Genomic DNA, 25261 nt, shown 5'->3' with positions numbered 1-25261 from the left:
CAACCTCAGTCGAGCCACTCCAACGGAATCAGCGCAGTGCGATTACCTTCGGCGTCGGGACGCCAGTTGCCGATCACGGCTTCCTGGAACCAGTCTTCGGGCAGGTTCGCGTGGTCGCAGACGATGATCTGGAACGATCCGTTGTTGAGCCGGACGACGTCGTTGAGGAGTTGGAAGTAGGCGGTGACGGTTGTCCAGTCGGCGTCTTCGATGGTGGAGGCGTCACGGGGCTTTTCCGGGAAGAAGGCCTGGGTCGGCTGGTCGAGCATGAGGAACCCGGGGACGGGCCGGTTGTTGCGTCGCAGGTAGGTGTGCAAGGCGAGGTGGGCGACCAGGTGGTAACCAATGTGGTTCTTAGCGCTGCCGATACGTGTGAGGGGCAGCCGCCCGGCAGGCCGTCTGAGGACGACGTTGAGAAGCTTGAGGCTGATGGCCACTTCGGTGGCGTCCGCTGCGCCTCCAAGGTTGAGCTGCTTGGCCCAAAAAGTCATGCCGATGGCGATGTCGGCGAGGCTGCGCTCGGTTTCGGCTGCTACATCGTCTTCATCGACGAGCTGTTCGAGCGTGGTCGTGCGCTCTTCGGCGAGGGCGAGGTTGTGGCGCAGGCGGGTGATGTCGTCGTTTGTGCCTGTGCGGGTGAGTGCTTCCGAGATACGGCCTTGGACGTGAGCAACCCGCAGGTTGTATTCCTGCAGGCGGCTCATGCGTTCGTCGCTGGCGAGGAGTTCTCTGAGCTGGGTGCCATTCAGCCTGAGCTGTTCGGCCACGGCGGCACGTTCAGTCTGCAGAGCGAGTCGGTGCTCTTCCCGAACGGGCTGGAGGGTTCGCGCCTGGGCAAGTTCTTGTGAGAGATGGTCAGTCAGCTCGGAGATGTCCTGCGCGGTGGGGTCGGGGTGTGGCAGGGGCTGGGTACACATGGGGCACACGCTGGTGTTGTGCTGGCGTTCAGGGCCCAGAAGCTCGAGCGTCTTGAGGCGGTCGAGCTGAAGGTGGAGTTCGCCTGTGAACGCGCGGCCCTGCTGCTGCCAGCGGTCGACTGCGGCCAGTGCCTCGTCGAGGTCCTGGAGCTGTTCGCGCAGCACGCGTCTTTCGTCGTTGAGTTCCTGGCGCCGGTCGCGTATGTCGAGTGGGGCCGCGGTCTGGGGCGCGGTGGCCAGGGCCTGGTGGAGAAGGTCGAATACCTGTGCGTTCTCGAGGGCTGCGGGGACATCAGTGAGGAGGCCTTCGGCCTCCGCGAGGCGTACGAGGGCTAGGCCGTTTGCGTCCATGGCCTGCTGGTGGCGCAAGGCGTCTTCGAGTTTCCGCTGTGCTGCGCGCTGGGTTCGCCGGGCTTCGCCCAGATGGTGGCGGCGCAGTGCTTGTTCGGGGCCAGCTGCTCCGAGGAAGTACGGCAGGGTGTCCTTCAGTGCCTGTGCCATGCCGGACTCGGTCTGGCGGTGAAACAGAGCCGTCTGGTCTGCGATCTCGTTCTGATTCTGGAAGCAGAGCAGGGCCGCTTGGGCGATGGAGACGTCGAAGGCGCTGCGGGCGGCACCGGTGGGTGGCTGGAAGCGGAAGTCCTCGATCCCCAGGCGCGCGCTGATTTCGCTGCGCAGGGCCGCGGCGTTGGAGTTGGTAACAAGTTCGTCGGAACGTGGGATTCCGAGCGTGGAGTCGCCGGTGCGGATGAAGGCGTTCTGGGTGGAGGCTCCGGCCGGGCGGGGCCGTGCCAGGACCATGCGCGAGGTGTCCGAGAAGGTGACCAGGAGGGCGTACCAGCCGACGGTCTGGTCGATCAGGTCGTCTGGCAGGTTGGGGGCGCGGCGTCCGAGGCAGTAGTCGACGATGGTGAGAACTTCGGACTTACCGGTTTCGGACTCGCCGGTGAGGATGTTGAGAGCCCCAGGACGAAAGCGCAGGAGCCTTGGGGTTTTCCTGCCGTCTCGGTGGTACAGGGCCAGGGCGAGCAGCTGCATGACGGTTCTGGGGCTCCTTTGCAGGGACGGGTCAGGGTCGGACGCCGAGGGTGGTGAAGGCTCGAGTGGGGTCAGTTACGGCGAGCCAACGGCCGACGAGTGCAGCTGCGCGGGCGCAGTCGGCGACTTCCTCGCCGGGGGCAGCGGACGGGGGTTTGGGGGCGCGGGGGCAGATCAGTCCGACTGGAGTGACGTCTATGGCGTGGTGGCGTATGGCGGTGCGCAGACTAATGCGGGTGTAGGTGGTGAGTGTCGCGGCGCGTTCGGCGAATGCAGCTTGGAGGCGCGGGTGGTCGTTGGCCCAGGCGGTGAGTGTGACGGTGGACTTGGTTGGGAGAGATTCTCGTGTGTCTGTGGGCAGGACGAGGGGCAGGATCAGGAACGCGCTGGGCCAGGGCAGGGGTTGATGCGCTCTTTTTGTTGCGGCGTTGACGGCACTGGCCAGGAGGTAGGCGCCGAAGGCAGGGTTGAAAAGCGCTTGTGCCTCCGACACGTTGCGGTGGGAGTCGGTCGTCACTGTTCCTGCGCTTCGTCGGGGCTCTTACAGCGGTTTTGGTAGTCAGGGTGCCAGCCGAGTTGCCGCTGGGGCGTGGCGGTGTCGGCCTGGTCGGATAGGCCGTGGGTGCTTCCTTTGCCGACCCAGGGTGCGGTGACTGTGCCAGAGCGCAGCGGGGTGTCGGCGACGCGGTCCATGGTGTCGTCCAGGATTTCCTGACCGATGTCCTGGCGTGCTTCTTCGCTCGTGTCAGCGGGGATGCGCCGAGTGCGGCGGCGGAAGGCTGTCTCCCACTCGTAGTGCAGTTCGCCTTCGTATTCTTCAAGCCGTTCCGGGGTGATCTTGAAGGTGCGTAGCCATTCGGAACGCTGTGCCCGGGCGAGGTGGTAGTCACGCAGGTGCATCGCGACTTCGCCGTCGGGAAGGCCGATCCACCGCATCTGAGTGACGACCAGGCGGTCGCTGTAACCGGCGATCTCAGCCTCGGTGAGGTTGCGCAGGGTTTCGGTGATCGGCAGGTGTTTGCCGGTATAACGGCCGGTGACCTCGTCGCGGCGGCACATGAGTTCCTGGGCGCTGGCGGAGGCACGTCTACGCTGAGGGTTCTTGCGTTCCAGGAGTTTGACCGCCACGCCGTACCACCACCCTTTGATCTCCTCGAGGGCCTCCTGAGCGTGATCGCTCGGCGTGATCCCCAGCTCCTTGGCCAGGCTAGGGTCGAGGTCTGACATCAGCGGGGCGCCGCCGTTGACGGTGATGGCGCTGACGAGCTCCTGCCGCCGGGCCGGGGTAAGGCTCATGAACAGTCGGCGGTCCTCGGCGGTGGTGTCGGGTCCTTTCTCGTCGTTAGCAGCTTGCTCCATGCGCTGCAGCGCCCTGGCTTCGTCTCTGTCCGGGCCAGCGCTGAGGTAGTGGAAGAAGGTGCCCGGTAGTGCGATCTGGGTCGAGACGAGGCGCAGGATGGGCATGGCGGCGCCTGAGGGCTCTGAGAGCTTTTTGAGGGCGTCGATCCAGGATCCAACCGAACGCCAGAAGTCTTTCCCGGTCTCACTCAGCGAGCCAGCGGCTTCGCGGTGCTTGGCCTGCAGGAGTTCCCGCGGCGTCTTGTCCTGGTCGAGGAACTCGATGTCGTCGAGGAGTTCCATGCGGACCTCAGCGGTTGGGTCCTGCCAGCTGCGGCGGGCGAGCTCGAGCAGGGCAAGCTCGCACTGGTAGAGATATCCGGTCATCTGCCCTGCCGCCGAATGCGACCTTGCTCGTGCCACGTTCCCCACTACTGCTCGTGCTTGTCCCAGCGGTCGCGAGTCTCAGCCCTATGACTGACCACACCAGAACCTAGGTGTATTTACCCTGAGCGTAACGTCTGGCTGTGTCGCGGCTGGTCATTCCTTGCGACGAAAAGCGTCAGCGAGAGGCGGCGGGTTCCTCAAACTTGTGTGGAGCTTCTGGTGTCGCGACTGGTCATGTGCCCCGAAACAACAGCGACAGCGAAGGGCATCAGTCCCTGGCCCCTGGGTGTGTCCCGCTGGTCCCGGCCACGGTGCTCGAAGTTGACCTGTGTGGGGAACTGCTGGGGCCTTGCTGCCTGAGCTCCCGGGGGTGAGTTTCGGCCCGCTCCTCGAAGTTGATCTTGCTACCAGAAGCAAGTCCGACGTCGGACTTGCTTCTGGTAGCAAGATTATCGAGAATATGCCGGCCTCGGAAGCGTTCGACGCATTTCGGCCCTGGTTTGAGGCACTCCAGCTACGCACCCCACTTGCCTGACGACCCCGCTCCCTCTCCTGTACCTCCGGCTGAACCCCTGCCCACCAGCGCCCTTGCCACGCTGTAGTGCCGCAAAGAACGACCGGCCAGGACATGTCCAGACGTTGGGAGCAGGTGTTTCGTGCCGGGTGTAGTAAAGGATCATCGGCACGGCCGAGCCCTGAGGAGGCTGAGTGACTTCTTCGACCGGCCGTTGCACGGGCAGCGAGGATTTCCACACTCCCCAGCAGCCAGTATTCCTGGAACCGTTGTGTACTGGCAGAGCACACGCGTCGCGTGCACGAAAGCCATCATCCGAAAACCTCGCCCTCAACCATCGGACGCCGCCAACGGCCCGTGTGTGCTCCGTAGTTTTGGACCGGGGCAACACCTGACGGCACGACGTGGCACAGGATGGCATCCTGATTCGGATGGTGTGGGACGCAACGGCACGAAGTGACACGTGACGGCACGCAACCAGGGCACTTCTGATCCGATGGTCCTTGCGGCAAGAGGGCATGCCGCAGCGCAGGGGACGGCTGCTGTTCAGAGGCGGGCCCGACCACTTCACCAAAAGGCTCAGGGCATGGAGATGTGTAAGTCCCGTGGCGGTTTCTCTTCATGGCCCTCGGGTCATCGGACCACGGAGCGGGGCCCGTGCTCCTGTAGTTCGGGAGCACGGCCCCCGGGTCAGACCTGGTCGAGGAAGCCGCCGTCGACGACCAGGTTCTGGCCGGTGACGTAGGTGGCGGCAGGGCTGGCCAGGAAGGCGACCGAGCGGGCCACCTCCTCCGGGCGGCCCAGGCGGCCGTAGGGGACGCGCTCGCGGACGCTCTCGTAGAAGTCCGGGTCGCTGCCTCGGCGCCGCTCCCAGCCGCCGCCAGGGAACTCGGTGGGGCCCGGCGAGACCGTGTTGACCCGTACGCCGTCGGGCGCCCACTCACGGGCGAGCGAGGACGCGTGGTGGTTCAGGGCCGCCTTGACGGCTCCGTAGGAGCGGGCGCCGGCGGGGGTCGTGACGTGCAGCGCCGAGGTGGTGGAGACCAGGACGACCGAGCCGCGCTCGGAGCCGATCAGGTAGGGCCTCGCCGCCTCCGTGAGGCGCACGAACGGCATGAGGTCCGCGTTGAACCCCCGCTCCCACTGGTCCGGGGTGGGCGCGCTGCCACCGGACACGTTGGACACCAGGACGTCCAGGCCGCCGAGCTCGGAGGCGGCGTCGTTCACGAAGGACGGCAGCGCGATGTGGTCGGTGACGTCCAGGGAGCGCGTGAAGACCTTCGCCCCCGCGTCGGAGAGCTCCCTCGCGGTCTGGCCCAGCGCTTCGGCCCCGCGGGCGCAGATGGCCAGGTCGGCGCCCTCCTGGGCGAACACCTGGGCGATGGCGCGGCCGATCCCCCTGCTGGCACCGGTCACCACGACCCGCGCCCCCGACAGTCCCAGATCCATACCGTCCGCCTTCCGAAACGACACCGTGCCGCGGGGCAGATGGTACCGGTGCCGCGAACACACGTGTGGGCGGCGCCCCGGTCGGGGTGCCGCCCACACACGGATCAGGCTCCCGTGGAGTGGAACCCGCCATCGACGTGCACGATCTCGCCGGTGGTCGCCGGGAACCAGTCCGACAGCAGGGCCACGACCGCCTTGGCGGCGGGCTCGGGGTCGCTGACGTCCCAACCCAGGGGCGCCCGCTCGGGCCAGTGCCTGGCCAGCTCCTCGAAGCCGGGGATGCTGCGGGCGGCCATGGTGCTCAGCGGACCGGCGGAGACCAGGTTGACCCGGATGCTCCGGTCGCCCACGTAGCGGGCCAGGTAGCGCGCGGTGGAGGTCAGCGCGGACTTGGCCACGCCCATCCAGTCGTAGATGGGGTAGGAGACGCTGTTGTCGAAGTCCAGGGCGACGACGGATCCGCCCCGGTCCATGAGGGGCAGGAGCGCGGTGGTGAGCGACTTCAGCGAGAACGTGGACGTGTGCATCGCCTGGGCGACGTCGTCCCACTCGGTGTTGAGGAAGTTGCCGCCCAGCGCACCCTGCGGGGTGAAGCCGATGGAGTGCACGATGCCGTCGAGGCCGTCGACGTGCTCCCCGACGCGTTCGGCCAGGCTCGCCAGGTGCTGGTCGTCGGTGACGTCCAGTTCCAGGACGGGCGGCGTCTCGGGCAGGCGCTTGGCGATGCGCTGCACCAGGCCCATCCGGCCGTAGCCGGTGAGCACGACCGTCGCGCCCTGTTCCTGGGCGAGTCGGGCGACGTGGAAGCCGATGGAGGAGTCGGTGAGCACACCGGTGACGAGGATGCGCTTGCCTTCGAGGATTCCCATGGTGGTCCGTCCTGTTCTTCGGGGATCAGTGGCCCATGCCGAGGCCGCCGTCGACGGGGATCACGGCGCCCGTGACGTAGCCGCCGCCGGGGCCGGTGAGGAATCCGACGGTCTTGGCGATGTCCTCCGAGGAGCCGAGGCGGCCCAACGGGACGTTCTTCTTGATCTCGGCCTGGCGGTCGTCGCTGAGGGCCGCGGTCATGTCGGTCTCGATGAAGCCGGGGGCGACGACGTTCACGGTGATGTTGCGCGAACCCAGTTCGCGGGCGAGGGAGCGCCCGAAGCCGACCAGCCCGGCCTTGGAGGCGGCGTAGTTGGCCTGCCCGCCGGAGCCCAGCAGGCCCACGACGGAGGAGATCAGGACGATGCGGCCGAAGCGCTTGCGCATCATGCCGCGCACCGCGCGCTTGGCCACCCGGAAGGAACCGGTGAGGTTGGTGTCCAGGACGGAGGAGAAGTCGTCCTCGCTCATGAGGGCGAGGAGCTGGTCCTTGGTGACCCCGGCGTTGGCGACGAGCACCTCGACGGGGCCCTGGGCGTCCTCGACCTCCTTGAAGGCGGCGTCGACCTGCGCGGAGTCGGTGATGTCGCAGCGCACGCCGAGCAGGCCCTCCGGGGGTTCACCGGAACGGTAGGTGACCGCCACGTTGTCCCCACCTGCCGCGAGCTCACGGGCGATGGCCAGACCGATCCCTCGGTTGCCACCGGTGACCAGTACTGAGCGCGACATAGGGGCTCCTCTTCTCTGCGGCTTGTGGTGAACAGCCACGATGTGTTGTTCCGGGTGCGGATCGCCTTGCAGGTTACCGAGCTACCGGCCGGTAGACGCAACCGAGGCGGGGCAGGGGACCACTCCGGACGATCCGGACGATCCCGTACGGCGTGGAGTGCCCGGTGGCGGGGCGATGGAAGGGTCGGGGTGAACCCGGTCACGCCCATCCCGCGTCGTGCGCGAGGATGGCGGCCTGCACCCGGTTGGACATCTCCAGCTTGGCGAGGATGCGGCTCACGTGCGCCTTGACCGTGGTCTCCCGCATGTCCAGGGCACGGCCGACCTCGGCGTTGGACTTGCCCTCGGCCACCGCGACGAGTACCTGCCGCTCCCGTTCGCTGAGCACCGAGAGCCTGTCCAGGGCCTCGGTGCGGCCCGCCGCGGAGTCGGCGGGGGCGGGCGAGGCGAAGCGTTCGAGCATGCGCTTGGTGACGCTGGGCGCGAGCATCGCGTGGCCCTCGTACACGGTGCGCACGGCGTTGATCAGCTCACGGGGCGGGGTGTCCTTGAGCAGGAACCCGACCGCCCCGGCCCGGAGCGCGGCGTGCACGTACTCGTCGAGGTCGAAGGTGGTGAGCAGGACGACCCGGGGCGGCCGGGGCAGCGTGCTCAGCCGCGCGGCGGCGGCCAGACCGTCGGTGCCGGGCATACGGATGTCCAGCAGCACGACGTCCGGACCGAGTTCCTCGGCCAGGCTGACGGCCTCCTCGCCGTCGCTTCCCTCACCGACCACCTCGATCCCGGGGTCGGCCTCCAGGATCATCCGCAGGCCGGACCTGACCAGGAGTTCGTCATCGACCAGGAGCGTGCGGATCACCGTCGGTGGCCTCTTCCTCGACTTCGGTGTTCGGATCGGGGGCCGTGTCCTCCCCCAGGGGCAAGATAGCGCGCAATCGCCATCCTCCGTCCGGGCACACCCCCGAGCTGAGCTCTCCCCCGGCCAGGACCACGCGCTCGCGGAGCCCGGTCAGGCCGAACCCGCTGCGCGGCGGGGCGTGGACGGGGGCGCCGACCGGGTCGTTGGCCACCTCCACCTCCAGCTGGTGCTCGCCGTGGTGCAGCCACACCTCGACGGGGGCACCGGTGGCGTGCTTGGCGGCGTTGGTCAGCCCCTCCTGGACGATCCGGAAGGCGGTGCGCTGGACCGCGACCGGCATCGGGCGGACCCGGCCGCTCTCCTCCCGGCTCACCCGCATCCCGGCCCCGCGCCACTCGGTGATCAGGCGGTCGAGGTCGCCCAGGACGGGTTGGGGGGCGGTGGGCGCGGTGTCGGTGTCCCCGTCACGCAGCACCCCGAGGATGCCGCGCAGCTCCGAGAGGGCCTCGCGCCCGGTGGTGCGGATGAGCCCGGCGGCCTCGACGGTGCGTTCGTCGGTGGCCGAGACCTCCAGCCCTCCCGCGTGCAGGACCATGAGGCTGACCCGGTGGGCGACGACGTCGTGCATCTCCCGGGCGATGCGGGTCCGTTCGGCGCCGATGGCCTGCTCCGCCATCATGTGCTGCTCGCGTTCGAGTCGTTCGGCCCGCTCGTGGAGGCGGTCGACCAGCTGCCGCCTCGTACCGATCCACAGCCCGGCGATGACCGGAACGACCAGGTAGAACACGGCCAGGATGACGTAGGCGACCGGGGTGGAGTAGTAGAGGACCCCGAGGGTCAGGAGGGAGAGCGCGAACCACATGGCGAGGGGCCGGCGGTCGCTGAAGTGCGCCGGGTAGGAGTACAGGCCCACCATGAGCGGGATCGGGTTCCCGTACAGGAACAGCATGAGCAGCCCGGTGACCAGCAGCCAGGAGGGCTTGCTGCGCCGCCAGAGCATCGTCACGGAGGCCAGCGTCCCGGGCAGGGCGTAGGCCAGGAAGCCCACGGCGAAGACGGCCGCGGGGCTGTCGATGAGGACGATCCCCATCGCGAAGGGCGTGGTCAGCAGCCCCGGGCCGGTGGTGGTTCCGGCGAGCATCATCAGCCCGCTGAACGGCAGGGTGAAGACGGCGTAGCACCAGTCGGCCAGGCGCAGCCGTCGCTTCCACCACCAGTTCCAGTTGTGGCTCAACAGGGCACTGAAGTCCCGCAGGCGATCCCGCAACCACGTTTTCATCCGCCAGAGTCTACGGTGGCGCTCCCGGCGGGGGTCGTCCGTTCGACCGACCCGGAGCGTCGGGGGTCCCATAGTAGATTCACCGCCATATACGCAGCTCAGACCCGATTTCCGTTGAGGTGGGCCGTTCCTCCCCAGGACGGACCCCCTACGAAAGTCGGGGGTGGAACCTGACGAAGGAGTCGCGAACCCGCTCGGTGTCATGCCTTTGGCCGGTACGAGGTTCAGCCCCGAGACCGAGGTGTCGGGGGTCTTCCCGCACCTAGCGTGGAGACACACGCCGAGGAGCACGGTCCGTCCCGATCCGCCGGCATCCTCACCTTCCCGATCTCTGGAGTTGTTCTGTCGTGACCGAGTCCGCTGTGAAGCCCACGTCCCCGGTCCAAGCCCCGCCGGTGGTGGTGGCTCGGGGGCTCACCAAGATCTACGACACCGGCGGCAGCCAGGTGCACGCCCTGGCCGGTGTGGACGTGGAGTTCCACCGGGGCGCGTTCACCGCCATCATGGGCCCCTCCGGCTCGGGCAAGTCGACCCTGATGCACTGCCTGGCCGGGCTGGACGTGCCCACCTCCGGCACCGTGCACCTGGGCCGCACCCAGATCACCGGTATGCGCGACGGCGACCTCACCCTGCTGCGCCGCGACCGGATCGGCTTCATCTTCCAGTCGTTCAACCTGCTGCCGATGCTGACCGCCGAGCAGAACATCCTGCTCCCCTCGCAGATCGCCAAGCGCAAGGTCGACCAGGCCCGCTTCGACCACATCGTCGACGTCGTGGGGCTGCGCGACCGGCTGAACCACCTGCCCACCAAGCTCTCCGGCGGCCAGCAGCAGCGTGTGGCCGTGGCCCGCGCCCTGCTCAACGCCCCCGAGGTGGTCTACGCGGACGAGCCCACCGGCAACCTGGACTCCCGCTCGGGCGCCGAGGTCCTGGCGTTCCTGCGTGACTCGGCCAAGGACCTGAACCAGACCATCGTCATGGTGACCCACGACCCGGTCGCGGCCTCCTACGCCGACCGCGTGGTGTTCCTGCGCGACGGCAGCCTGGTGGACGAGGTGCACTCCCCGACCGCCGAGGTCGTCTCCGAGCGACTGCTGAAGCTGGAGGCCTGAGCTCCATGCTGCGCACCACACTCGCCGGGCTGAGACTCCACAAGTCCCGGTACGTCACCACCGTGCTGGCCATCCTGCTGGGTGTCATGTTCGTCTCGGGGACCCTGGTCTTCGCCGACACCCTCAAGGCCAGCTACGAGAAGTCCGTGATGGGGTCGGCCACCAGCGTCGACGCCATCGCCGTCCCCGAGGCGGAGGACGGCGTGGACGAGGACGGCTTCGCCCTGCAGCCGGTCCCCTTCGACGACGCGACGCTGGACGACATCCGCGCCCTCCCGCAGGTCTCCGAGGCGGACGGCCTGGTGAAGGGCGAGGCCGTACTCCTGGACGCCGAGGGCCGGGCGTTCGGCTTCGTGCCGCCCGCCGCCGTGGCGTTCGGTGAGACGACGCGGTTCTCCGCGAGCGAGGGAGAACTCCCCTCCGCCGACGACGAGATCGCCCTGGCCACGTCCACCGCGGACCAGACCGGTTTCGAGGTCGGTGACACCGTCACGGTGCTCGACCCCGAACAGGAGAAGCGCGAGTTCACCGTCACCGGCCTGGTCAACTTCGGTGTCGACCCCGGTTACAGCTTCGGCGGCGCGCTCGTCTTCCCGCCGGACACCATCCAGGAGATGACCGGTGCCACCGGTTACTCCGAGGTCAACGTGCGGGCCGCCGAGGACTCGTCCCCGGGCGAGGCCGCCACGGCGGTCGCCGAGGTGACCGGTACCGACGTCCAGACCGGTGACGAGTTCGGTGAGGAGATGGCCGAGAGCGCGGGCGCGCAGACCGAGATGCTGCGGATCGCGCTGCTGCTCTTCGGTGTCATCGCGATGTTCGTCGCCGGGATCGTCATCTACAACACCTTCGCGATCCTCATCGCGCAGCGTCAGCGCGAGCTCGCCCTGCTGCGCTGCGTGGGCGCCAAGCGCGGCCAGGTCTTCCGTTCCGTGCTGGGCGAGTCGTTCGTGGTCGGGCTCGTCGCCTCCGCGCTCGGCGTGCTCGCCGGTGTGGGCGTGGGCGCGCTCGGTGCCAGGTTCGGCGGCCAGCTGGTGGAATCCGACGTCACGGCCACCGTGGTCGTCAGCCCCACAGCGGTGATCGTGGGGCTGCTGGTCGGCACCCTGATGACCGTGTTCTCCGCGCTGGTCCCGGCCACCCGCGCCACCCGTGTGGCCCCGCTGACGGCACTGCGCACCAGCGCCACCGCCTCCGGTCTGGAGAAGGGGACCGGCTGGGTGCGCGTGGTGTTCGGCCTGCTGGCCTTCGGCGCCTCCGCCGCCCTGGTGGTGCTGAGCCGGTCGATGAATCAGGACCCGAACAGCCTGTTCGTCGTGACCGGAGCGGCCCTGATCGCCTTCGTGGGCGTGGTCGTCCTTGGCCCGCTGCTGGTGCGCGGGATCGTGAAGGTGGTCGGTGTCCCGCTGCGCCGCGTGGGCGTGCCCAGCATGCTGGCGGTGGACAACTCCACCCGGAGCCCCCGCCGTGCCGCGACCGCGATGATCGCCCTCACGGTGGGCGCCACGCTCATCACCGGCTACTCGGTGATCAGCTCCTCGTTCGAGACCACCCTGACCGAGCAGCTGGACGAGCAGTTCCCGGTCGACTACCAGATCAGTGCCCAGTACGCGCCGGAGGGACCGAACACCGCCGCTCCGGAGGAGGGTGCCGAGGAGGGCGCTGCCGAGGAGGGTGAACTCTCGGAGGCCTCCCTGGAGGAGGGCGCCCCGGAGGAGGGTGCTCCCGAGGAGGGTGCGCCCGAGGACGCCGCCGTCGAGGAGGCCGTCGCGGAGGACGCGCCCGTCGACGAGGCGAGCGGTGACCCCCTCGTCCCGAGCGAGGTCCAGGAGGAGCTGGCCGCGAGCCCGCTGCTGGACAAGGTGATGTCCGAGCGCTCCACCTACCTGGAGGACGAGTCCTCTCCCGGGTCGATGGCTCTGCCGGTGACCGCGTTCTACGGCGCCGAGGTGGGCACCGACATCAAGGGCGAGGTGGTCGAGGGTGACCCGACCGACCTGGAGGCGGGCAGGGTGGTCCTGTCCCAGAACTACGCGGAGGGCGTGGATGCCGGTGACACCTTCACCGTCCCCGCGCCGAGTGGGGACCTCGACCTGGAGGTCGCCGCGGTCGTCGCGGACGACGCCTCCTTCTGGGGCGCGATCATCTCGCCCGAGGACTTCTCGGCGGCCTTCCCCGAGATCACGGAGAGCCGCTACCTGCACCTCCGTGCCGCTGACGGGGCCGACCCGGCCGAGGTGCGCGAGGCCGTCTACACGGCGGTCGACGAGTACCCGATGGTCCAGGTCATGTCGGTCGCGGAGATGAAGAACCAGTTCTCCGAGATGATGGACATCGCGTTCTACACGATCGCGGCGATGCTGGGCCTGGCGATCATCATCGCGGTGTTCGGCATCTCCAACACGATGGCGCTGTCGGTCCTGGAGCGCACCCGGGAGTCCGCGCTGCTGCGGGCGCTGGGTCTGGCCAAGGGCCAGCTGCGCCGGATGCTGAGCGTCGAGGCCGTGCTGCTGTGCCTGATCGGCGCGGGGATCGGCATCTCGCTGGGCGTGCTGTTCGGCTGGGCCGCCGGTGCCGCGGTCCTGCCGGGCCTGGTCTTCAGCATCCCGACCGTCCAGATCGCGGTCTTCATCGCGATCGCGGTCCTGGCCGGTCTGCTGGCCGCCGTGCTGCCCGCCCGCCGGGCCGCCGGGACCTCGATCACCGGAGCGCTCGCCAGCGAGTAGCCCCCGGTCAAAACCGAACAGGACGACGGAAAGTCGGCGCGGACCCCCACCCACGGGCGGGGGTCCGCTCCTATGGTGTCGGTAGTCCTCGGGAGGGGTGTCGTATGAGTGGTTCGGCCTCGGTGCCGGTCGCCGGGCAGGTCGTGTGGGGAACCCCGGCGGCGCGGTGGATGCTGACCGCCACGGTCCTGGGTTCGGGGATGGCCTTCCTGGACTCCACGGTGGTGACGGTGGCGCTGCCCGCCATCCAGGGCGATCTGGACACGGGTCTGGCCGGTCTCCAGTGGATCGTCAACGGCTACATGGTCACGCTGTCCGCGCTGATCCTGCTCAGCGGCTCCCTCTCCGACCGGTTCGGCCGGGTGCGGCTGTTCATGGTGGGCGTGGCGGTCTTCGCCCTGGCCTCGGCGCTGTGCACGTTCGCACCGACCCTGGAGTGGCTGGTGGCCGGGCGGGTGATCCAGGGCGTGGGCGGAGCGCTGCTCACCCCGGGGAGCCTGGCCATCCTCCAGGCGGGGTTCCGCGAGCAGGACCGGGCACGGGCGATCGGTGCGTGGTCGGGGCTGACCGGTGTGGCCTCGGCGGTGGGCCCCTTCGTGGGCGGCTGGCTGGTGCAGATCGGTGACTGGCGGCTGATCTTCCTCATCAACCTGCCGATCGCGGTCGTGGTGCTGCTGATCGCCTGGTTCCGGGTGCCCGAGTCCCGGGACACCTCCGACGTGGGGCGCCTCGACTACGGCGGCGCGCTGCTGGGCGTGGTGGCGCTGGCCGGGATCACCTACGCGCTGATCCAGTGGGGCGCGGTGGGAGCCACCCCGGCGGTGTGGACCGGCGTGGCCGTGGGCGTGCTGGCGCTGGCCGCCTTCCTGTTCACGGAGGCACGCGGTACCTCCCCCATGCTGCCGTTGGGCATCTTCCGGTCGTTGCCGTTCAGCGTGACCAACGGGGCAACGGTGCTCATCTACGGGTCGCTGGGGCCACTGCTGTTCCTGATGGTGATCTATCTCCAGGAGGTGGCGGGCTACTCCCCGATCGCGGCCGGGGCCGCCTCCCTGCCGATCACCGTGCTGATGCTCCTGTTGTCCGCGCGCTCGGGGAAGCTCGCCGCCCGGATCGGCCCCCGGATCCAGCTGGTGCTCGGCCCCCTGCTGCTGGCCGCCGGGTTCGTGACACTGTCCCGGATGGACGGCGACGCCCCGTACCTGACCGGGGTGCTGCCGGGGGTCCTGCTGGTGGCGCTGGGTCTGTCGACGACCGTGGCACCGCTGACCGCGACGGTGCTCGCCTCGGTCCCGGAGCGGCACGCGGGTCTGGCCTCGGGGGTGAACAACACGTTCGCCCGGGGCGCGCAGCTGATCGGTGTGGCGGCGGTGCCGGTGCTGGCGGGGATCGGTGGTTCGGGCGGTGGGGGCTCGGCGGGCGGGCACTCGGCGTCCCTCGCCGAGGGGTTCGGTACGGCCATGCTGATCCTCGCGGGTCTGTGCGTCCTGGCTTCACTGTGCGCCCTGGTGCTGCCGCGCGGCCGGATGCCCGAGGCCTCCGAGGCCGCCGACCGGGGATCGCTCCCCGAGGAGACCAGTGCGGTCGAACCGCTCGGTGAGGAGCAGCCGATGCGGTTCTGCGGGGTGACCGGTCCCCCGCTGCGCTCCTGCCCGGGGTCGACCGCCGGGAGCGGGGCCGAACACGCGGGTGACTGAGGGGGTCAGCTCCCGTACCCCTCCGGGGGGTGGTCGTTGACGGCGTTGGGGTCCGAGACCACGCTCAGCGCCTGCTCCTCGGCGCTGGGGTCGTCGCCCCAGCGCTGTCTGGGAACGGCGCCGCCCAGCCGTTCGGCCCGCACGCCCTCGGAGATCCCGAGGCTGCCTCGGCTGTCGTCGTCCTCGAAGTCGTAGCTGAGGATGTTGTGGTCGGGGTCGAGGACCCGCTCTCGTTGGGCGACCTCGGTCGCCTGTGGGTCGTCTCCCAGGTCCAGGTCCACTTCGTAGGGCTGCTCGGTCACGGTGTCCGCCTCCTTACCTGAGTTCTTCCCCGCTTTGACCTTCGAGATCACTTCTCTCCCCCGTCCCTGTGGACGACTTCGCGTGGGCGCGCGCGAGCCCCGGGCGCACGACGGCGCCCGGGGCTCGGCGGATGTCCCGCGGTCGGGCCTCGGAGAGCGCGTTCTCCGAGGACGTCGCTCCGGTCAGGTCTGGTCGGGCTCGTCCACCTCGTGGACGGCCTCGGACTCCGCTCCGGGGTCGTCGAGGTCGAAGTCCTCACGCGGGATGACGTCGTCGCGTTCCTCCCGGACCTCCTCGTCGATACCGCGTTCGGTGGCGGCGCTCTCGTCCTCGAAGGTGTAGCCGTAGACCGGCGCGTCCGGGTTCTGGCGGCTCTCGGCCTCGGCGATCTCGCTCTCCTGGGGGTCCTCCCCCATGTCGGCGTCCACGTCGTAGGGCTGTTCGGACATGTGTCCCCCTTGCTCACCGTCCAGTTACCCGCATGATCGCAGTTCGGGGGTGATCGGTGAAGGGGGACACGGCCCCGTCAGTGCCTGGCGTTCTCCGCACGGCGCAGCCTCAGCGGACGCAGGGCCGCCTCCAGGGCGACCGCGCCGTCGAGCTTGCTCTGGCCGACCACCCGGTCCTCGAAGTGGATGGGGATCTCCATGATCTTCTGGCCGCGCCGGAAGGCCCGGTAGTGCATCTCGACCTGGAAGGCGTACCCGGTGCTCTCGATGCTGGCCAGGTCCAGGACCTCCAGCGCGGAGGCCCGCCAGACCTTGAACCCGGCGGTGACGTCCTGGACGGGGATGGACAGCACCCGCTTGACGTAGGTGTTGGCCCAGCCGCTGAGCAGGCGGCGGCGCAGGCCCCAGGCCTCGGAGAGGCTGCCGCCGGGCACGTAGCGGCTGCCGATCACCACCCCGGCGTTGGTGGAGTGCAGGGTGCCCAGGAGCTGGGGGACGTAGCCCACCGGGTGGCTGAGGTCGGCGTCCATCTGCACGACGTAGTCCGCGCCGTCCGCGAGCGCGCGGGTCATGCCCTCCACGTAGGCGCGGCCGAGGCCGTCCTTGCGGGTGCGGTGCACCACCGAGAGCCGTCCGCCGAGCTCCACCGCGAGCTTGTCCGCGACCTCCCCGGTTCCGTCCGGGGAGTTGTCGTCCACCACGACGACCCGCAGTCGGGGCAGGTCCAACGCCATGAGCTGCCTCACCAGGACGGGCAGGTTCCCGGCCTCGTCGTAGGTGGGCACGACCACGGTCAGGGCCGAACTCCGCCAGGGTTCGGGCAGCGCCACCGGTTCGGGGGTGATCCGCACCGGAGCGGTCGGTACGGGCTCCGGGTGCGACGGGTGGGTCGGCATGCTCGGCGGCTCCTGAGTGGGTGGACGTCGATACTGTCGGGGCGGGTGCGTCAAGGATCACGCATCGGGTGTTCACCACACAATAGGTGCGGGCGGTGGAGTACACGCCCCTTTCACCATCAAGCGGTCGGGCTCACTGGCCCCGCTCGTCGGCCACGACGGTGACGTGCACGAGGGCCCCGGTCTCCTCCAGTGTCATCAGCACTTCGGGGTCGGCGCTGCTGTCGGTGACCAGGTGGGCGATCTCCTCGGGGGCCACGGTGGTCACCATGGTGTCGGCGCCGACCTTGGTGTGGTCGGCCAGGACGATGGTCTCCTCCGCGCAGGCGGACAGGGCCCGGTCGACGCTGGCCACGGCGGGGTTGGGGGTGCTCAGACCGCGGTCGGCGCTGACCCCGTTGCCGGACAGGAAGGCGCGGTTGACCCGCAGCCCGGCCAGCGACTCCTCGGCCGCCGCCCCGACCAGGGCCCGCATGGGCGCGTGCAGGGTGCCGCCGGTCATGACGACCTCGACCCCGGCGGCCACCGCGAGCACGTCCGCGACGCGGAGGGAGTTGGTGACCACGGTGAGGTCGCCGTGGCCCAGAAGCGCCCGGGCGAAGGCCTCGGCGGTGCTGCCGGGCCCGATGGTGATGGCGTCGCCGGGACGGACCAGGCGGGCGGCGACCGTGGCGATGGCGGCCTTCTCCGCGGCGCACTGGCCGCTCTTGCCGGTGTAGCTCTGTTCGTGTCCGATCCGGCCGGGCAGCGCGGCGCCGCCCCTGCGGCGGTCCAGCAGGCCCTCGGCCTCCATGGAGCGCACGTCACGCCGGACCGTGACCTCGGAGGCGCGCACCTTGGCAGCGATGTCGCGCAGGGACATGCTGCCGTTGGCCCGCACCAGTTCCAGGATGCGCTCCCGGCGCTCGGCGGCGAAGGCCGGTCGGCTCTCCTCGGTCATGGGTACGGTCCGCCCTTCCGTGCTGTCGGTGGCGCACGGTCGGGGAACCGCGCCTCCCTAGAGTACGGACCCGTCTCTGGTGGGCTGTGCCTCCTCCTCCGGCCTGTCGGACAGGAGGGTCACCAGGAAGAGCACAGTGAGGGCGACGAGGCCGACGAGGGCTCCGGCACCGAGCATCATGACGACAGACATCTGAGCCTCCAAGGGGGCGGGCTGACCTGCCACTTACCGGATGCCCCGTTTGGGTCGGCCTCACACCACCGATCGTCCGGAAGATCGGCGACAATGGGGGGCATGACCCTCAGCTCCGCGCCCCTCGACACCACGGTGTGGTGGGCCCACACCTCCGCCGCGAGCGAACGCCTGCTGCGACTGCTGGACCGCTCCGAACGCGAACGCCAGTCGCGGTTCCGCCTCCAGGCCGACCGTGACCGCCACCTGCTGGGCCGGGCCCTGTCCCGGCTCGTGCTGGCCGACAGGGCCGGTTGCGCTCCGGAGGAGGTGACCTTCGACCTGCACTGCCGCTCGTGCGAGGAGAAGTCGCGCACCGGCGCGGACGGGGGCCGGAGCGGCCCGGAGGGCCCGCACGGCAAGCCCGTTCCCTCGGGGACGGCGCGGGGGTGGGAGATCTCCGTCAGCCACTCCGGCGAGTGGGTGGCCCTGGCGCTGACCCGGGAGGTGCCGGTCGGCGTGGACGTGGAGCGCATCTCGGAGACCCGCGACCTGGCCGGGCTGGCCGGGTACACGCTGGCCGACGACGAGCAGCGGGCGTGGAACGCGCTGGCGGAGAAGGACCGGGCGGGGGCGTTCTTCGGTTACTGGGCGCGCAAGGAGGCGCTGCTCAAGGCGACCGGCCTGGGGCTGTCGGGCGGGTTGCGCAGGGTGGTGGTCAGTCGGCCGGACACGGGGGCGCGGTTGGTGTCCTGGGAGGGCGGCGGCGGCCCCGGGGCCGCCTGGCTGTCGGACCTGGACCGGGGCCCTGAATACCGGTCGGCGCTGGCCGTGCTGACCGATCGCGAGGTGGAGCTGACGGTGCACCCTGCCGAGCGCACCGCCGACCTCCTCCGGAGGTAGCCCCGGGGGGGTGCGCCCCTGCCCGTGAGCGCCCACGGGTCCGGCGTCCGGACCCTGGGAGCACCCGTGACGCGGCCCTGACCCGCCCCTCTCCCCCGGCTCCGGGAGCAACCCCGCGCGGCGCGGGCCACGCAGCGGTACGTCCGCAGGCGGAGCCGATCACCCATGAACCGACACCCCACCCCCGGTACGACGTGATCCACGCGGGACCGACGGACACCGGGGCGGCGCCGCGCGGACGCCGCCCCGGAGGGTTCACCCGGGTCCGCTCCGGGGGAGGGCGCGGGCTACCCCTCCTTGGCGAGGTGCCGACTGATGACCAGGCGCTGCACCTGGTTGGTCCCCTCCACGATCTGGAGCACCTTGGCCTCACGCATGTAGCGCTCGACCGGGAAGTCGCGGGTGTAGCCGTAGCCGCCGAAGACCTGGACGGCGTCGGTGGTGACCTTCATGGCGGTGTCGGTGGCCATCAGCTTGGCCATGGCGGCCCGTTGGCCGAACGGGCGCCCGGCGTCGCGCAGGCGGGCGGCGGACAGGTACAGCTCACGGGAGGCGGCGACCTGCGTGGCCATGTCGGCCAGCATGAAACCGATCCCCTGGAAGTCACCGATGGCCCCTCCGAACTGGCGCCGCTCGCGGGAGTAGGCGACCGCGGCGTCCAGAGCGGCCTGGGCCAGGCCCACCGCGCACGCGGCGATGCCCAGGCGACCGGAGTCGAGGGCGGACAGGGCGATCCCGAAACCGCGGTCCTCCTCCCCCACCAGGGCCTCGGCCCCCAGCTCGACGTCGTCGAAGAGCACCCCCGCGGTCGGTGAGGAGCGCATGCCCATCTTGTGCTCGGGGGCGGCCGAGCCGAGACCGACGGTGTCCGCCGGGACGTGGAAGCAGCTGATCCCGCGCGCGCCGGAGTCCGGGGCCCCCGTGCGGGCGAAGAGCGCGTAGTAGTCGGCCCGTCCGCCGTGGGTGATCCACGCCTTCGCGCCGTTGACCCGGTAGCCGTCCGAGGTGCGCTCGGCGCGGGTGGCCAGGGCGGCGGCGTCGGAGCCGGAGGAGGTCTCGGACAGGCAGTAGGCGCCGAGGAGTTCCCCGCCGACCATGGCGGGCAGGTGCGCGGCCTTCTGCTCGTCGGTGCCGAAGGTGGCGAGCGGGTAGCAGGAGAGCGTGTGGACGCTGACGCCGAGGCCGACCGCGAGCCAGCCGCGGGCGAGCTCCTCCACGACCTGGAGGTAGACCTCGTAGGGCTGTTCACCGCCGCCGTACTCCGCCGGGTACGGGAGTCCGAGCAGTCCCGTCCGGCCCAGGGTGGTGAAGACGTCGCGGGGGAAGACGGAGTTCTCCTCGTCCTCGGCCGCGCGCGGGGCGATCTCCTTGTCCACGAGTTCCCCGGTCAGCTCCAGGAGCTGTTCGGCCTCGGGTGTGTGCAGCGTGCGTTCGACCGCCATGAACTCTCCCACGGTTGGGCGCCCAGGTGCGCCTCGGACCGACCGGCTTCGCGGGGTTGACCACGAAGTAGTAGGCCATCCAACTATATGGTGACGCACGGCACCTTATCCCAACGAACCGCACCGGAGGGGACCCGGGTCGGCCCGGACCGGTCGGCCTTGGACAGAAGGGCGGAACGGGGCCGGAACACCGCACGGGATGTGCGACTCGTCCGTTCTGGCCGCGACGTCTGTACACGGAGCCCCCCGGCGGCCTAGATTCCACGCATGGACCTCGAACTCCGCCATCTGCGTACGATCTGCCTCCTGGCTGACACCGGCAGCGTCACGAAGGCGGCCGCCGCGCTGTCCACGTCGCAGCCCGCGCTGACGACCCAGTTGCAGCGGATCGAACGCGAGGTGGGCGGCCCCCTCTTCCACCGGGGGCGCGCGGGGGTACGGCCGACCGAGCTCGGTGAGTTCGTGCTGGTCCGGGCACGTGCGGTGCTGTTGTCGATGGACGACCTGCTGCACGACATCACGGCGCGCGGCGCCTCACCGAGCACGCTGCGCGTCGGCGGGGTCGGCCCCCTCACCGTGGAGCTGTCGGCACGGCTGCCGGAGGTGTTCCCCGACGTCCCGGTGCACGTGCGCACCGAGTACTCCCCCAAGCTGGTCACCGACCTGGTCCGCGCCGGGCGGCTGGACCTGGGGACCACCATCGACTACGTGGACCGCGACCTGCCGACCGACGGTCCGCTGGCCTGGGCGATGCTCGCGGTGGACCCCCTGCACGTGGCGCTGTGGGCGGAGCACCCGCTGGCCCGGGAGACCCACATCCGGTTGGAGGACCTGGCCGAGTGCCCGTGGGCGCTGACGCCCCCGGACGGCACGGGCTGGCCGGAGTGCTTCTACCTGGCCTGCCAGCGGGCGGGGTTCAGCCCCCAGGTGCCCTACCGGCTCTACGAGAGATCGGAGATCCGCGATCTCATCGCGGACCGCCGGGCGGTCGCCCCGTGCCAGGTGGACTTCGAGTCGGGCCGCGGCGTGGTGGTGCGGCAGTTGGAGGGCGCCCCCATACAGCTGCGGCACCTGCTGGTCTGGCGCCGCGACAGCCCGGTGGACCAGGCCTCGGACCGCATCGCCAGGCTCGCCCGCGAACTACTGGACCGGACGCCCGTGGACGGGGGCCGCACGGCCGCGCGGCCCGTCCGCCCCTGACGGACGGGCCTCCGGACGTACTCAGGCTCCGGAGCGGTCCGGGGCCGATCCGTTCCTCGCCCTTCCGGCGCGCGGCAGGTGCGTCAGCGCCCACGTTCCCATGGCGGCGCCCACCAGGATGAGCGCGGCGGTGGCGATCCACTCGTGGGAGCCGTCCGGGTGGTAGACCCGCGTGGTCGAGCCGATGTCCACGGCCGCTGACCGCGTGCCCGTCTCGCAGGCCAGGTCGCCGCCCGACAGGAACACCCCGGCGAGCTCCACCGCGCCGTCGTCCGACCGGTAGTCGCCGTAGCAGGTGCAGGACTGGTGCCCCAGGTGGCTGACGCACTCCACGGCGGTGGCCGTGAAGCGGCCGGGGTCCCCGTCCGCACGGGCCGCCCGGACGGCGCGGTCGACGTTGGCCGCTCCGAGGTACACCACGAACACCGCCAGGGCGAGCACCACCAGGGGGAAGGCACGTCCCCCGGCGCCTCCGTGCCGGGAACCGCTCACCGCAGTGACCCTTCCGGGTCGTCCGCACCCGAGTCCCGGGCGCAGGAGCACACCATGCGGGCCCGTTCGGCGGGGCTGGGCCGCGTGTGCAGGTACATGGCGACGACCATCGGGGCGAAGACCACGGCGTTGTAGAACAGGTGCAGTTCCAGGCGCGGCGCCACGAGCTGGAGGAGGCTCGTGGGGGCCTCCCTGCCCGCGATGTTGGCCCCGGCCAGGGCCTGGACGAGGAGCAGGAGGTGTTCGAAGTGGTGCCACACCTGGATGCCGAGCGAGATCCCCCACCAGGTCCGGGAACGTCCGGTGAAGCCCGGGAGCAGCAGGATCAGGCCCACCAGCATCACCAGGGCGTAGCCGTAGTGCATCCACTCGGAGGTGACCAGCCAGGGGAAGGGGATGCCCAGCACCCCCCGCGCCTCCTCCAGGGGCCAGTCCAGGACGTACACCTGGACGGCCTGGACCAGGTGCTCGGCCCAGTGGGCGACGACCACCACCATGAACAGCCACAGGCAGGTCCGGTGTCGCTCCGTGTTCACGCTGTCGAGTCCTCTGCGGTAGCCCCTGGCCACACGCTCCTGAACGGTCATCGGTCACTCCTGGGCTCGGTCGGGCTGACGGAGGCGGCGCGGGTGACGAGGGGTGCGGCCAGCAGGACGACGCCGCGCAGCGCGCACACGATCACGAGGGCGAAGAAGAGGCCGAAGACGACGTGCCAGGTCACCAGCAGCCCGTAGACGGCGGCCACGGTCACCCCGAAGACGACCTGGTTGCGGGGCCTGTGCGGTGTCGTTCCGGGGTCCGTGATCATGTAGTTGGTGAACAGGATGAAGGCCAGTCCGGTCATCGGGAGCAGGGCCGCGACCAGGGCGTGGTCGAGGACCAGCCAGCGCACCACGGCCTGCGCCGCGAACCCGCCGACCCAGCCCAGGATGAGGGGCCACCGTCCGCTCAGCCGGACGTTGAGCATCGTCCCGGCCATGAGGACGCCCAACGGCAGCAGCCAGTCGAGGGTCCCGGTGATGTTGTTGGTGAAGTGGTACGGCGGGGCGATCCCGACCCAGGGGAAGAGCACCAGCGTGACCGCGATACCGAAGTTGGACGGGTTGAGGAAGTGGCGCCTGCGGCCCTTCACGGGGATGCGGATGAGGTGCTTGCCGACCACCGCGACGGTGATCGCGAACAGGTAGGGCCACAGGGACTCGTTGCCCCACAGCAGGATCGCGCAGGCCAGTCCGGCGATGTGGGTGGGCAGCAGGTAGGTGATCAGCGCGCCGGTCCCGCCCGCGTAGCCGGGGGCGCGGCCCTCGGAGCGTGCGCCCAGGGTCTCCATGACCAGGTCGACCGCGTAGCCCATGAGAACGGCCGCGATCGGGGTGATCGGGGACTGCTCGAACCCCAGGAGCAGGTGGCCCAGGACCGTGAAGACGGTGATGCTGGTGGCGAACATGCGCAACGCCATGACCCGCTTGTCGGGCCCGGGGCGGCGACCCGTCCCGGGGCCCGTCGTCGGCGGTCCCGGAGGCGTGCCGGGCTCGGGGCTCCGTTCCCGCGGCGCGGAGGGGCCGGACGCCAGGTCGGGAGCGGCGGTGGGGGCGGGCTCACCCGGTCGTGTCGCGGTCATGGGGCGGTCACCGTTCCGTCGTCGTCGAGGTGCAGTGTGTGGGACCCGGGTTCCAGGTCCGCGTCGGCGGTGTGCACCTCACCGCCGGTGTCCCGCCAGGAGACGCTGACGGGCAGGGTTCCGGCCTCGGGCGCGGCCAGGTGCAGGATGTCGGAGGACACCCCCGTGTGGCCGTTGGCGGGGAAGAGCTGACGCGTCTGGTCGGGCGCGCCGCCCTCGCGGACGGTCACCTTCGCGCCCAGCGCGGGACGCCACTCGCCCCCGGCCGCGCTCGCGGGTACGAGCAGGCGCAGGTTGATGCCGGGCGGGGCCTCGGGGGCGTCGTTGATCAGGACCCGGGAGTCCTCCCACTGGTTGGCGACCAGAGCGTCCAGGAGGCCGTCGCCGTTGACGTCCCCGAACGCGAAGGCCCGGGAGACGTCGGGGGTGTCCAGTCCGAGCTCGGCGGCGGCGTCCCCGTACCGGCCCCCTTCGTCACGGACCCAGAACGGGTTGTGCTCGTGGCCGGAGAGGTCGTCGCCAGGCTGGAAGTTGGGCCAGGCCCACGGGTGGCGGAGCAGTTCGTCGTTGGCCAGGGCCAGTTCCTGGAGCTGCGGCCACCGGTCGGTGTCCCCCTTGAGGAAACCGGTGGCCTGGAAGAGCTCGTCGGTTCCGTCGTTGTCGAAGTCCCCGGCCCTGACGTCCCAGGACCATCCGCTGCGCGAGAGCCCGAGTGCCTCGCTCTCCTGGCGGTAGGGGACCCGGCCCTCCAGCAGGTCGGCGCCCTCACCGGTCGGGACGAACGCGAAGTTGCTCTCGTGGAGGGCGTACTCGCTGGTGATGTTGCTGACCACCATCGTCGGCAGGTCGGCGCCCTCGTCGTAGGTGAAGGTGACGCCCATGCCCTTGAAGGAGCCGTTGCCCATGACGCTGGACTTCGGGGTGACCATGTCGCGTTCGCCCCGGACGAGCTCCAGCGACAGCTCACCCGGTTCGGACCGGTTGACCAGCAGGTGGTCGTTGCCGAAGTCGTTGGCCATGTAGACGTCGGGGAGCGAGTTGCCGCTGAGGTCCTGGAACCCGAAGGCCAGCGTCCATCCGGTGGTCGCCTCCTCGGGCAGCGCCGTGCTGGCGTCGGTCAGGGCGGGCGGGGTGTCGGGCTCCCCGGTGGGCTGGGTCAGCAGCACGCGGTTGCGCCCGGCGTTGGCGGCCAGACCCATGCTGTCCTGCATCTCCATGCGGGTCTCGTCGTCGGCGTCGGGGTCCAGCACGCGCGCGCCGTCGGGGAAGTAGTTGCCGACGATGACGTCCAGGCTGCCGGAACCGTCGAGGTCGGCGACGTTGAGGGCGGTGGTGTTCCACACCTGCATGGGCTCGACCAGTTCGTGGGACTCGAAGTCGTCCGCCGCGGGCGGGCCCTGGCCGTCACCGGTGTTGAGGAAGAGCACCGGGGAGCGCCCCCAGTAGTAGACGACCAGGTCGGTGTCGCCGTCCTCGTCGAGGTCCGCGGGGACGCAGCCCATGGGGGCCATCGTGTCGTCGTAGGGCAGGTCGGGCACCAGCTCCACCACCGGGTACTCGTCGGCGCCGCTGCCGGGCACCGACCGCAGCGTGACGCTGTCGTCGCGGGGGTCGACCAGACAGGCGTCGGCGGGCCGCCCGAGGCCGCGCAGGTCGGTCAGGGCCACCGCCGCTCCCACTGCGGAGATCCAGCCCCGGAAGTGCTCCAGGTCCGGGGCGACGTCGCGTTCGTACCGGGCGTTCTCGGGTGCGGAGTTCAGGTCGAGCGTCGTGAAGGAGAAGGGCGCGGCCAGCGCGGCGGCCTCCACCTCGTCGTGGGTCGGGCGCACGGTCATGACGGCCAGCCCGACGACGAGCACGACGGCGAAGGCGACCCTGGCCAGGAGGAACATCAACCGCATCGGGTTCTCCTTCGGGGGTTGGGGACGA

The 25261-nt window shown here is 70.2% G+C and carries 23 protein-coding genes; 5 read left to right on the top strand and 18 right to left on the bottom strand.

Annotated features, from left to right (window positions below; translation table 11 throughout):
• Window positions 1–5 precede the first annotated feature (5 nt).
• The 8 genes from AC0VYM_RS13350 to AC0VYM_RS13315 form a co-directional block, all read right to left on the bottom strand.
• A complete protein-coding gene (locus AC0VYM_RS13350) occupies window positions 6–1955 on the bottom strand; it encodes a DUF3732 domain-containing protein (protein WP_475462589.1) in 1950 nt (649 codons plus the stop codon).
• 31 nt (window positions 1956–1986) lie between these two features.
• Window positions 1987–2448, bottom strand: coding sequence for a three component ABC system middle component (locus AC0VYM_RS13345; protein ID WP_475463028.1), 462 nt, complete (start codon window positions 2446–2448; stop codon window positions 1987–1989).
• Between the two features lie 20 nt (window positions 2449–2468).
• Window positions 2469–3680, bottom strand: a complete 1212-nt coding sequence (locus tag AC0VYM_RS13340) for an ABC-three component system protein (RefSeq protein ID WP_475462588.1) — start codon at window positions 3678–3680, stop codon at window positions 2469–2471.
• 1204 nt (window positions 3681–4884) lie between these two features.
• Window positions 4885–5643 carry an SDR family NAD(P)-dependent oxidoreductase gene (locus AC0VYM_RS13335; protein WP_475462587.1) on the bottom strand — a complete coding sequence of 253 codons (759 nt, stop codon included), beginning with the start codon at window positions 5641–5643 and terminating at the stop codon, window positions 4885–4887.
• 104 nt (window positions 5644–5747) lie between these two features.
• Window positions 5748–6512 carry an enoyl-ACP reductase FabI gene (gene fabI, locus AC0VYM_RS13330; RefSeq protein ID WP_475462586.1) on the bottom strand — a complete coding sequence of 255 codons (765 nt, stop codon included), beginning with the start codon at window positions 6510–6512 and terminating at the stop codon, window positions 5748–5750.
• Window positions 6513–6537: 25 nt separating this feature from the next.
• Window positions 6538–7242: a 3-oxoacyl-ACP reductase FabG gene (gene fabG / locus AC0VYM_RS13325; RefSeq protein WP_475462585.1), complete on the bottom strand. Its 705-nt coding sequence runs from the start codon at window positions 7240–7242 to the stop codon at window positions 6538–6540.
• 199 nt (window positions 7243–7441) lie between these two features.
• Complete coding sequence (locus AC0VYM_RS13320) at window positions 7442–8101, bottom strand: response regulator (RefSeq protein WP_475462584.1); 660 nt, start codon at window positions 8099–8101, stop codon at window positions 7442–7444.
• Window positions 8076–9380 carry a sensor histidine kinase gene (locus AC0VYM_RS13315; protein WP_475462583.1) on the bottom strand — a complete coding sequence of 435 codons (1305 nt, stop codon included), beginning with the start codon at window positions 9378–9380 and terminating at the stop codon, window positions 8076–8078. Before AC0VYM_RS13315 ends, AC0VYM_RS13320 begins: the two co-directional genes overlap by 26 nt.
• Before the next feature lie 347 nt (window positions 9381–9727).
• Here AC0VYM_RS13315 and AC0VYM_RS13310 point away from each other — a divergent pair, with 347 nt between their 5' ends.
• The 3 genes from AC0VYM_RS13310 (at window position 9728) to AC0VYM_RS13300 (ending at window position 14915) form a co-directional block, all read left to right on the top strand.
• A complete protein-coding gene (locus tag AC0VYM_RS13310; protein WP_475462582.1) occupies window positions 9728–10492 on the top strand; it encodes an ABC transporter ATP-binding protein in 765 nt (254 codons plus the stop codon).
• 5 nt (window positions 10493–10497) lie between these two features.
• Window positions 10498–13218, top strand: a complete 2721-nt coding sequence (locus AC0VYM_RS13305; protein ID WP_475462581.1) for an ABC transporter permease — start codon at window positions 10498–10500, stop codon at window positions 13216–13218.
• A gap of 104 nt (window positions 13219–13322) precedes the next feature.
• The gene (locus AC0VYM_RS13300) at window positions 13323–14915 is read left to right on the top strand and encodes an MFS transporter (RefSeq protein ID WP_475462580.1); all 1593 of its coding nucleotides are present in this window, start codon (window positions 13323–13325) and stop codon (window positions 14913–14915) included.
• A gap of 5 nt (window positions 14916–14920) precedes the next feature.
• On the opposite strand, the gene AC0VYM_RS13295 is transcribed toward AC0VYM_RS13300, so the two are convergent.
• From AC0VYM_RS13295 to AC0VYM_RS13275, 5 genes are all read right to left on the bottom strand, one after another.
• Window positions 14921–15217, bottom strand: coding sequence for a hypothetical protein (locus AC0VYM_RS13295; protein WP_475462579.1), 297 nt, complete (start codon window positions 15215–15217; stop codon window positions 14921–14923).
• Between the two features lie 183 nt (window positions 15218–15400).
• Entirely contained in the window at window positions 15401–15667 is a 267-nt protein-coding gene (locus AC0VYM_RS13290) for a hypothetical protein (protein WP_475462578.1), read from the bottom strand.
• A gap of 77 nt (window positions 15668–15744) precedes the next feature.
• The gene (locus tag AC0VYM_RS13285; RefSeq protein ID WP_475462577.1) at window positions 15745–16563 is read right to left on the bottom strand and encodes a polyprenol monophosphomannose synthase; all 819 of its coding nucleotides are present in this window, start codon (window positions 16561–16563) and stop codon (window positions 15745–15747) included.
• A 133-nt stretch (window positions 16564–16696) separates the two neighbouring features.
• Complete coding sequence (locus tag AC0VYM_RS13280) at window positions 16697–17503, bottom strand: DeoR/GlpR family DNA-binding transcription regulator (RefSeq protein ID WP_475462576.1); 807 nt, start codon at window positions 17501–17503, stop codon at window positions 16697–16699.
• Window positions 17504–17560: 57 nt separating this feature from the next.
• Window positions 17561–17695 (bottom strand): hypothetical protein, encoded by a 135-nt coding sequence (locus AC0VYM_RS13275; protein ID WP_431872379.1) that lies wholly within the window; start codon window positions 17693–17695, stop codon window positions 17561–17563.
• Between the two features lie 102 nt (window positions 17696–17797).
• Here AC0VYM_RS13275 and AC0VYM_RS13270 point away from each other — a divergent pair, with 102 nt between their 5' ends.
• Window positions 17798–18577, top strand: coding sequence for a 4'-phosphopantetheinyl transferase family protein (locus AC0VYM_RS13270; protein WP_475462575.1), 780 nt, complete (start codon window positions 17798–17800; stop codon window positions 18575–18577).
• A 287-nt stretch (window positions 18578–18864) separates the two neighbouring features.
• Here the strand turns inward: AC0VYM_RS13270 and AC0VYM_RS13265 are convergent, their stop codons facing one another.
• On the bottom strand, window positions 18865–20019 hold the full coding sequence (locus AC0VYM_RS13265) for an acyl-CoA dehydrogenase family protein (RefSeq protein ID WP_475462574.1): 1155 nt from the start codon (window positions 20017–20019) through the stop codon (window positions 18865–18867).
• A gap of 267 nt (window positions 20020–20286) precedes the next feature.
• On the opposite strand from AC0VYM_RS13265, the gene AC0VYM_RS13260 reads away from it, so the two are divergent.
• Window positions 20287–21219, top strand: a complete 933-nt coding sequence (locus AC0VYM_RS13260) for a LysR family transcriptional regulator (RefSeq protein WP_475462573.1) — start codon at window positions 20287–20289, stop codon at window positions 21217–21219.
• Between the two features lie 21 nt (window positions 21220–21240).
• On the opposite strand, the gene AC0VYM_RS13255 is transcribed toward AC0VYM_RS13260, so the two are convergent.
• The 4 genes from AC0VYM_RS13255 to AC0VYM_RS13240 are packed head-to-tail and all read right to left on the bottom strand — an operon-like array spanning window position 21241 to window position 25233.
• A complete protein-coding gene (locus AC0VYM_RS13255; RefSeq protein WP_475462572.1) occupies window positions 21241–21711 on the bottom strand; it encodes a hypothetical protein in 471 nt (156 codons plus the stop codon).
• Entirely contained in the window at window positions 21708–22298 is a 591-nt protein-coding gene (locus tag AC0VYM_RS13250) for a hypothetical protein (RefSeq protein WP_475462571.1), read from the bottom strand. The genes AC0VYM_RS13255 and AC0VYM_RS13250 overlap by 4 nt, the downstream gene beginning before the upstream one ends.
• Window positions 22295–23332 carry an enediyne biosynthesis protein UnbU gene (locus AC0VYM_RS13245; RefSeq protein WP_475462570.1) on the bottom strand — a complete coding sequence of 346 codons (1038 nt, stop codon included), beginning with the start codon at window positions 23330–23332 and terminating at the stop codon, window positions 22295–22297. Before AC0VYM_RS13245 ends, AC0VYM_RS13250 begins: the two co-directional genes overlap by 4 nt.
• Entirely contained in the window at window positions 23329–25233 is a 1905-nt protein-coding gene (locus AC0VYM_RS13240) for an FG-GAP repeat domain-containing protein (RefSeq protein WP_475462569.1), read from the bottom strand. Before AC0VYM_RS13240 ends, AC0VYM_RS13245 begins: the two co-directional genes overlap by 4 nt.
• Window positions 25234–25261 lie beyond the last annotated feature (28 nt).

Source organism: Nocardiopsis sp. iso_237, assembly GCF_056173345.1.
Note: the sequence above shows the minus strand (reverse complement) of the source record. Positions and strands in the feature narration are given on the sequence as shown.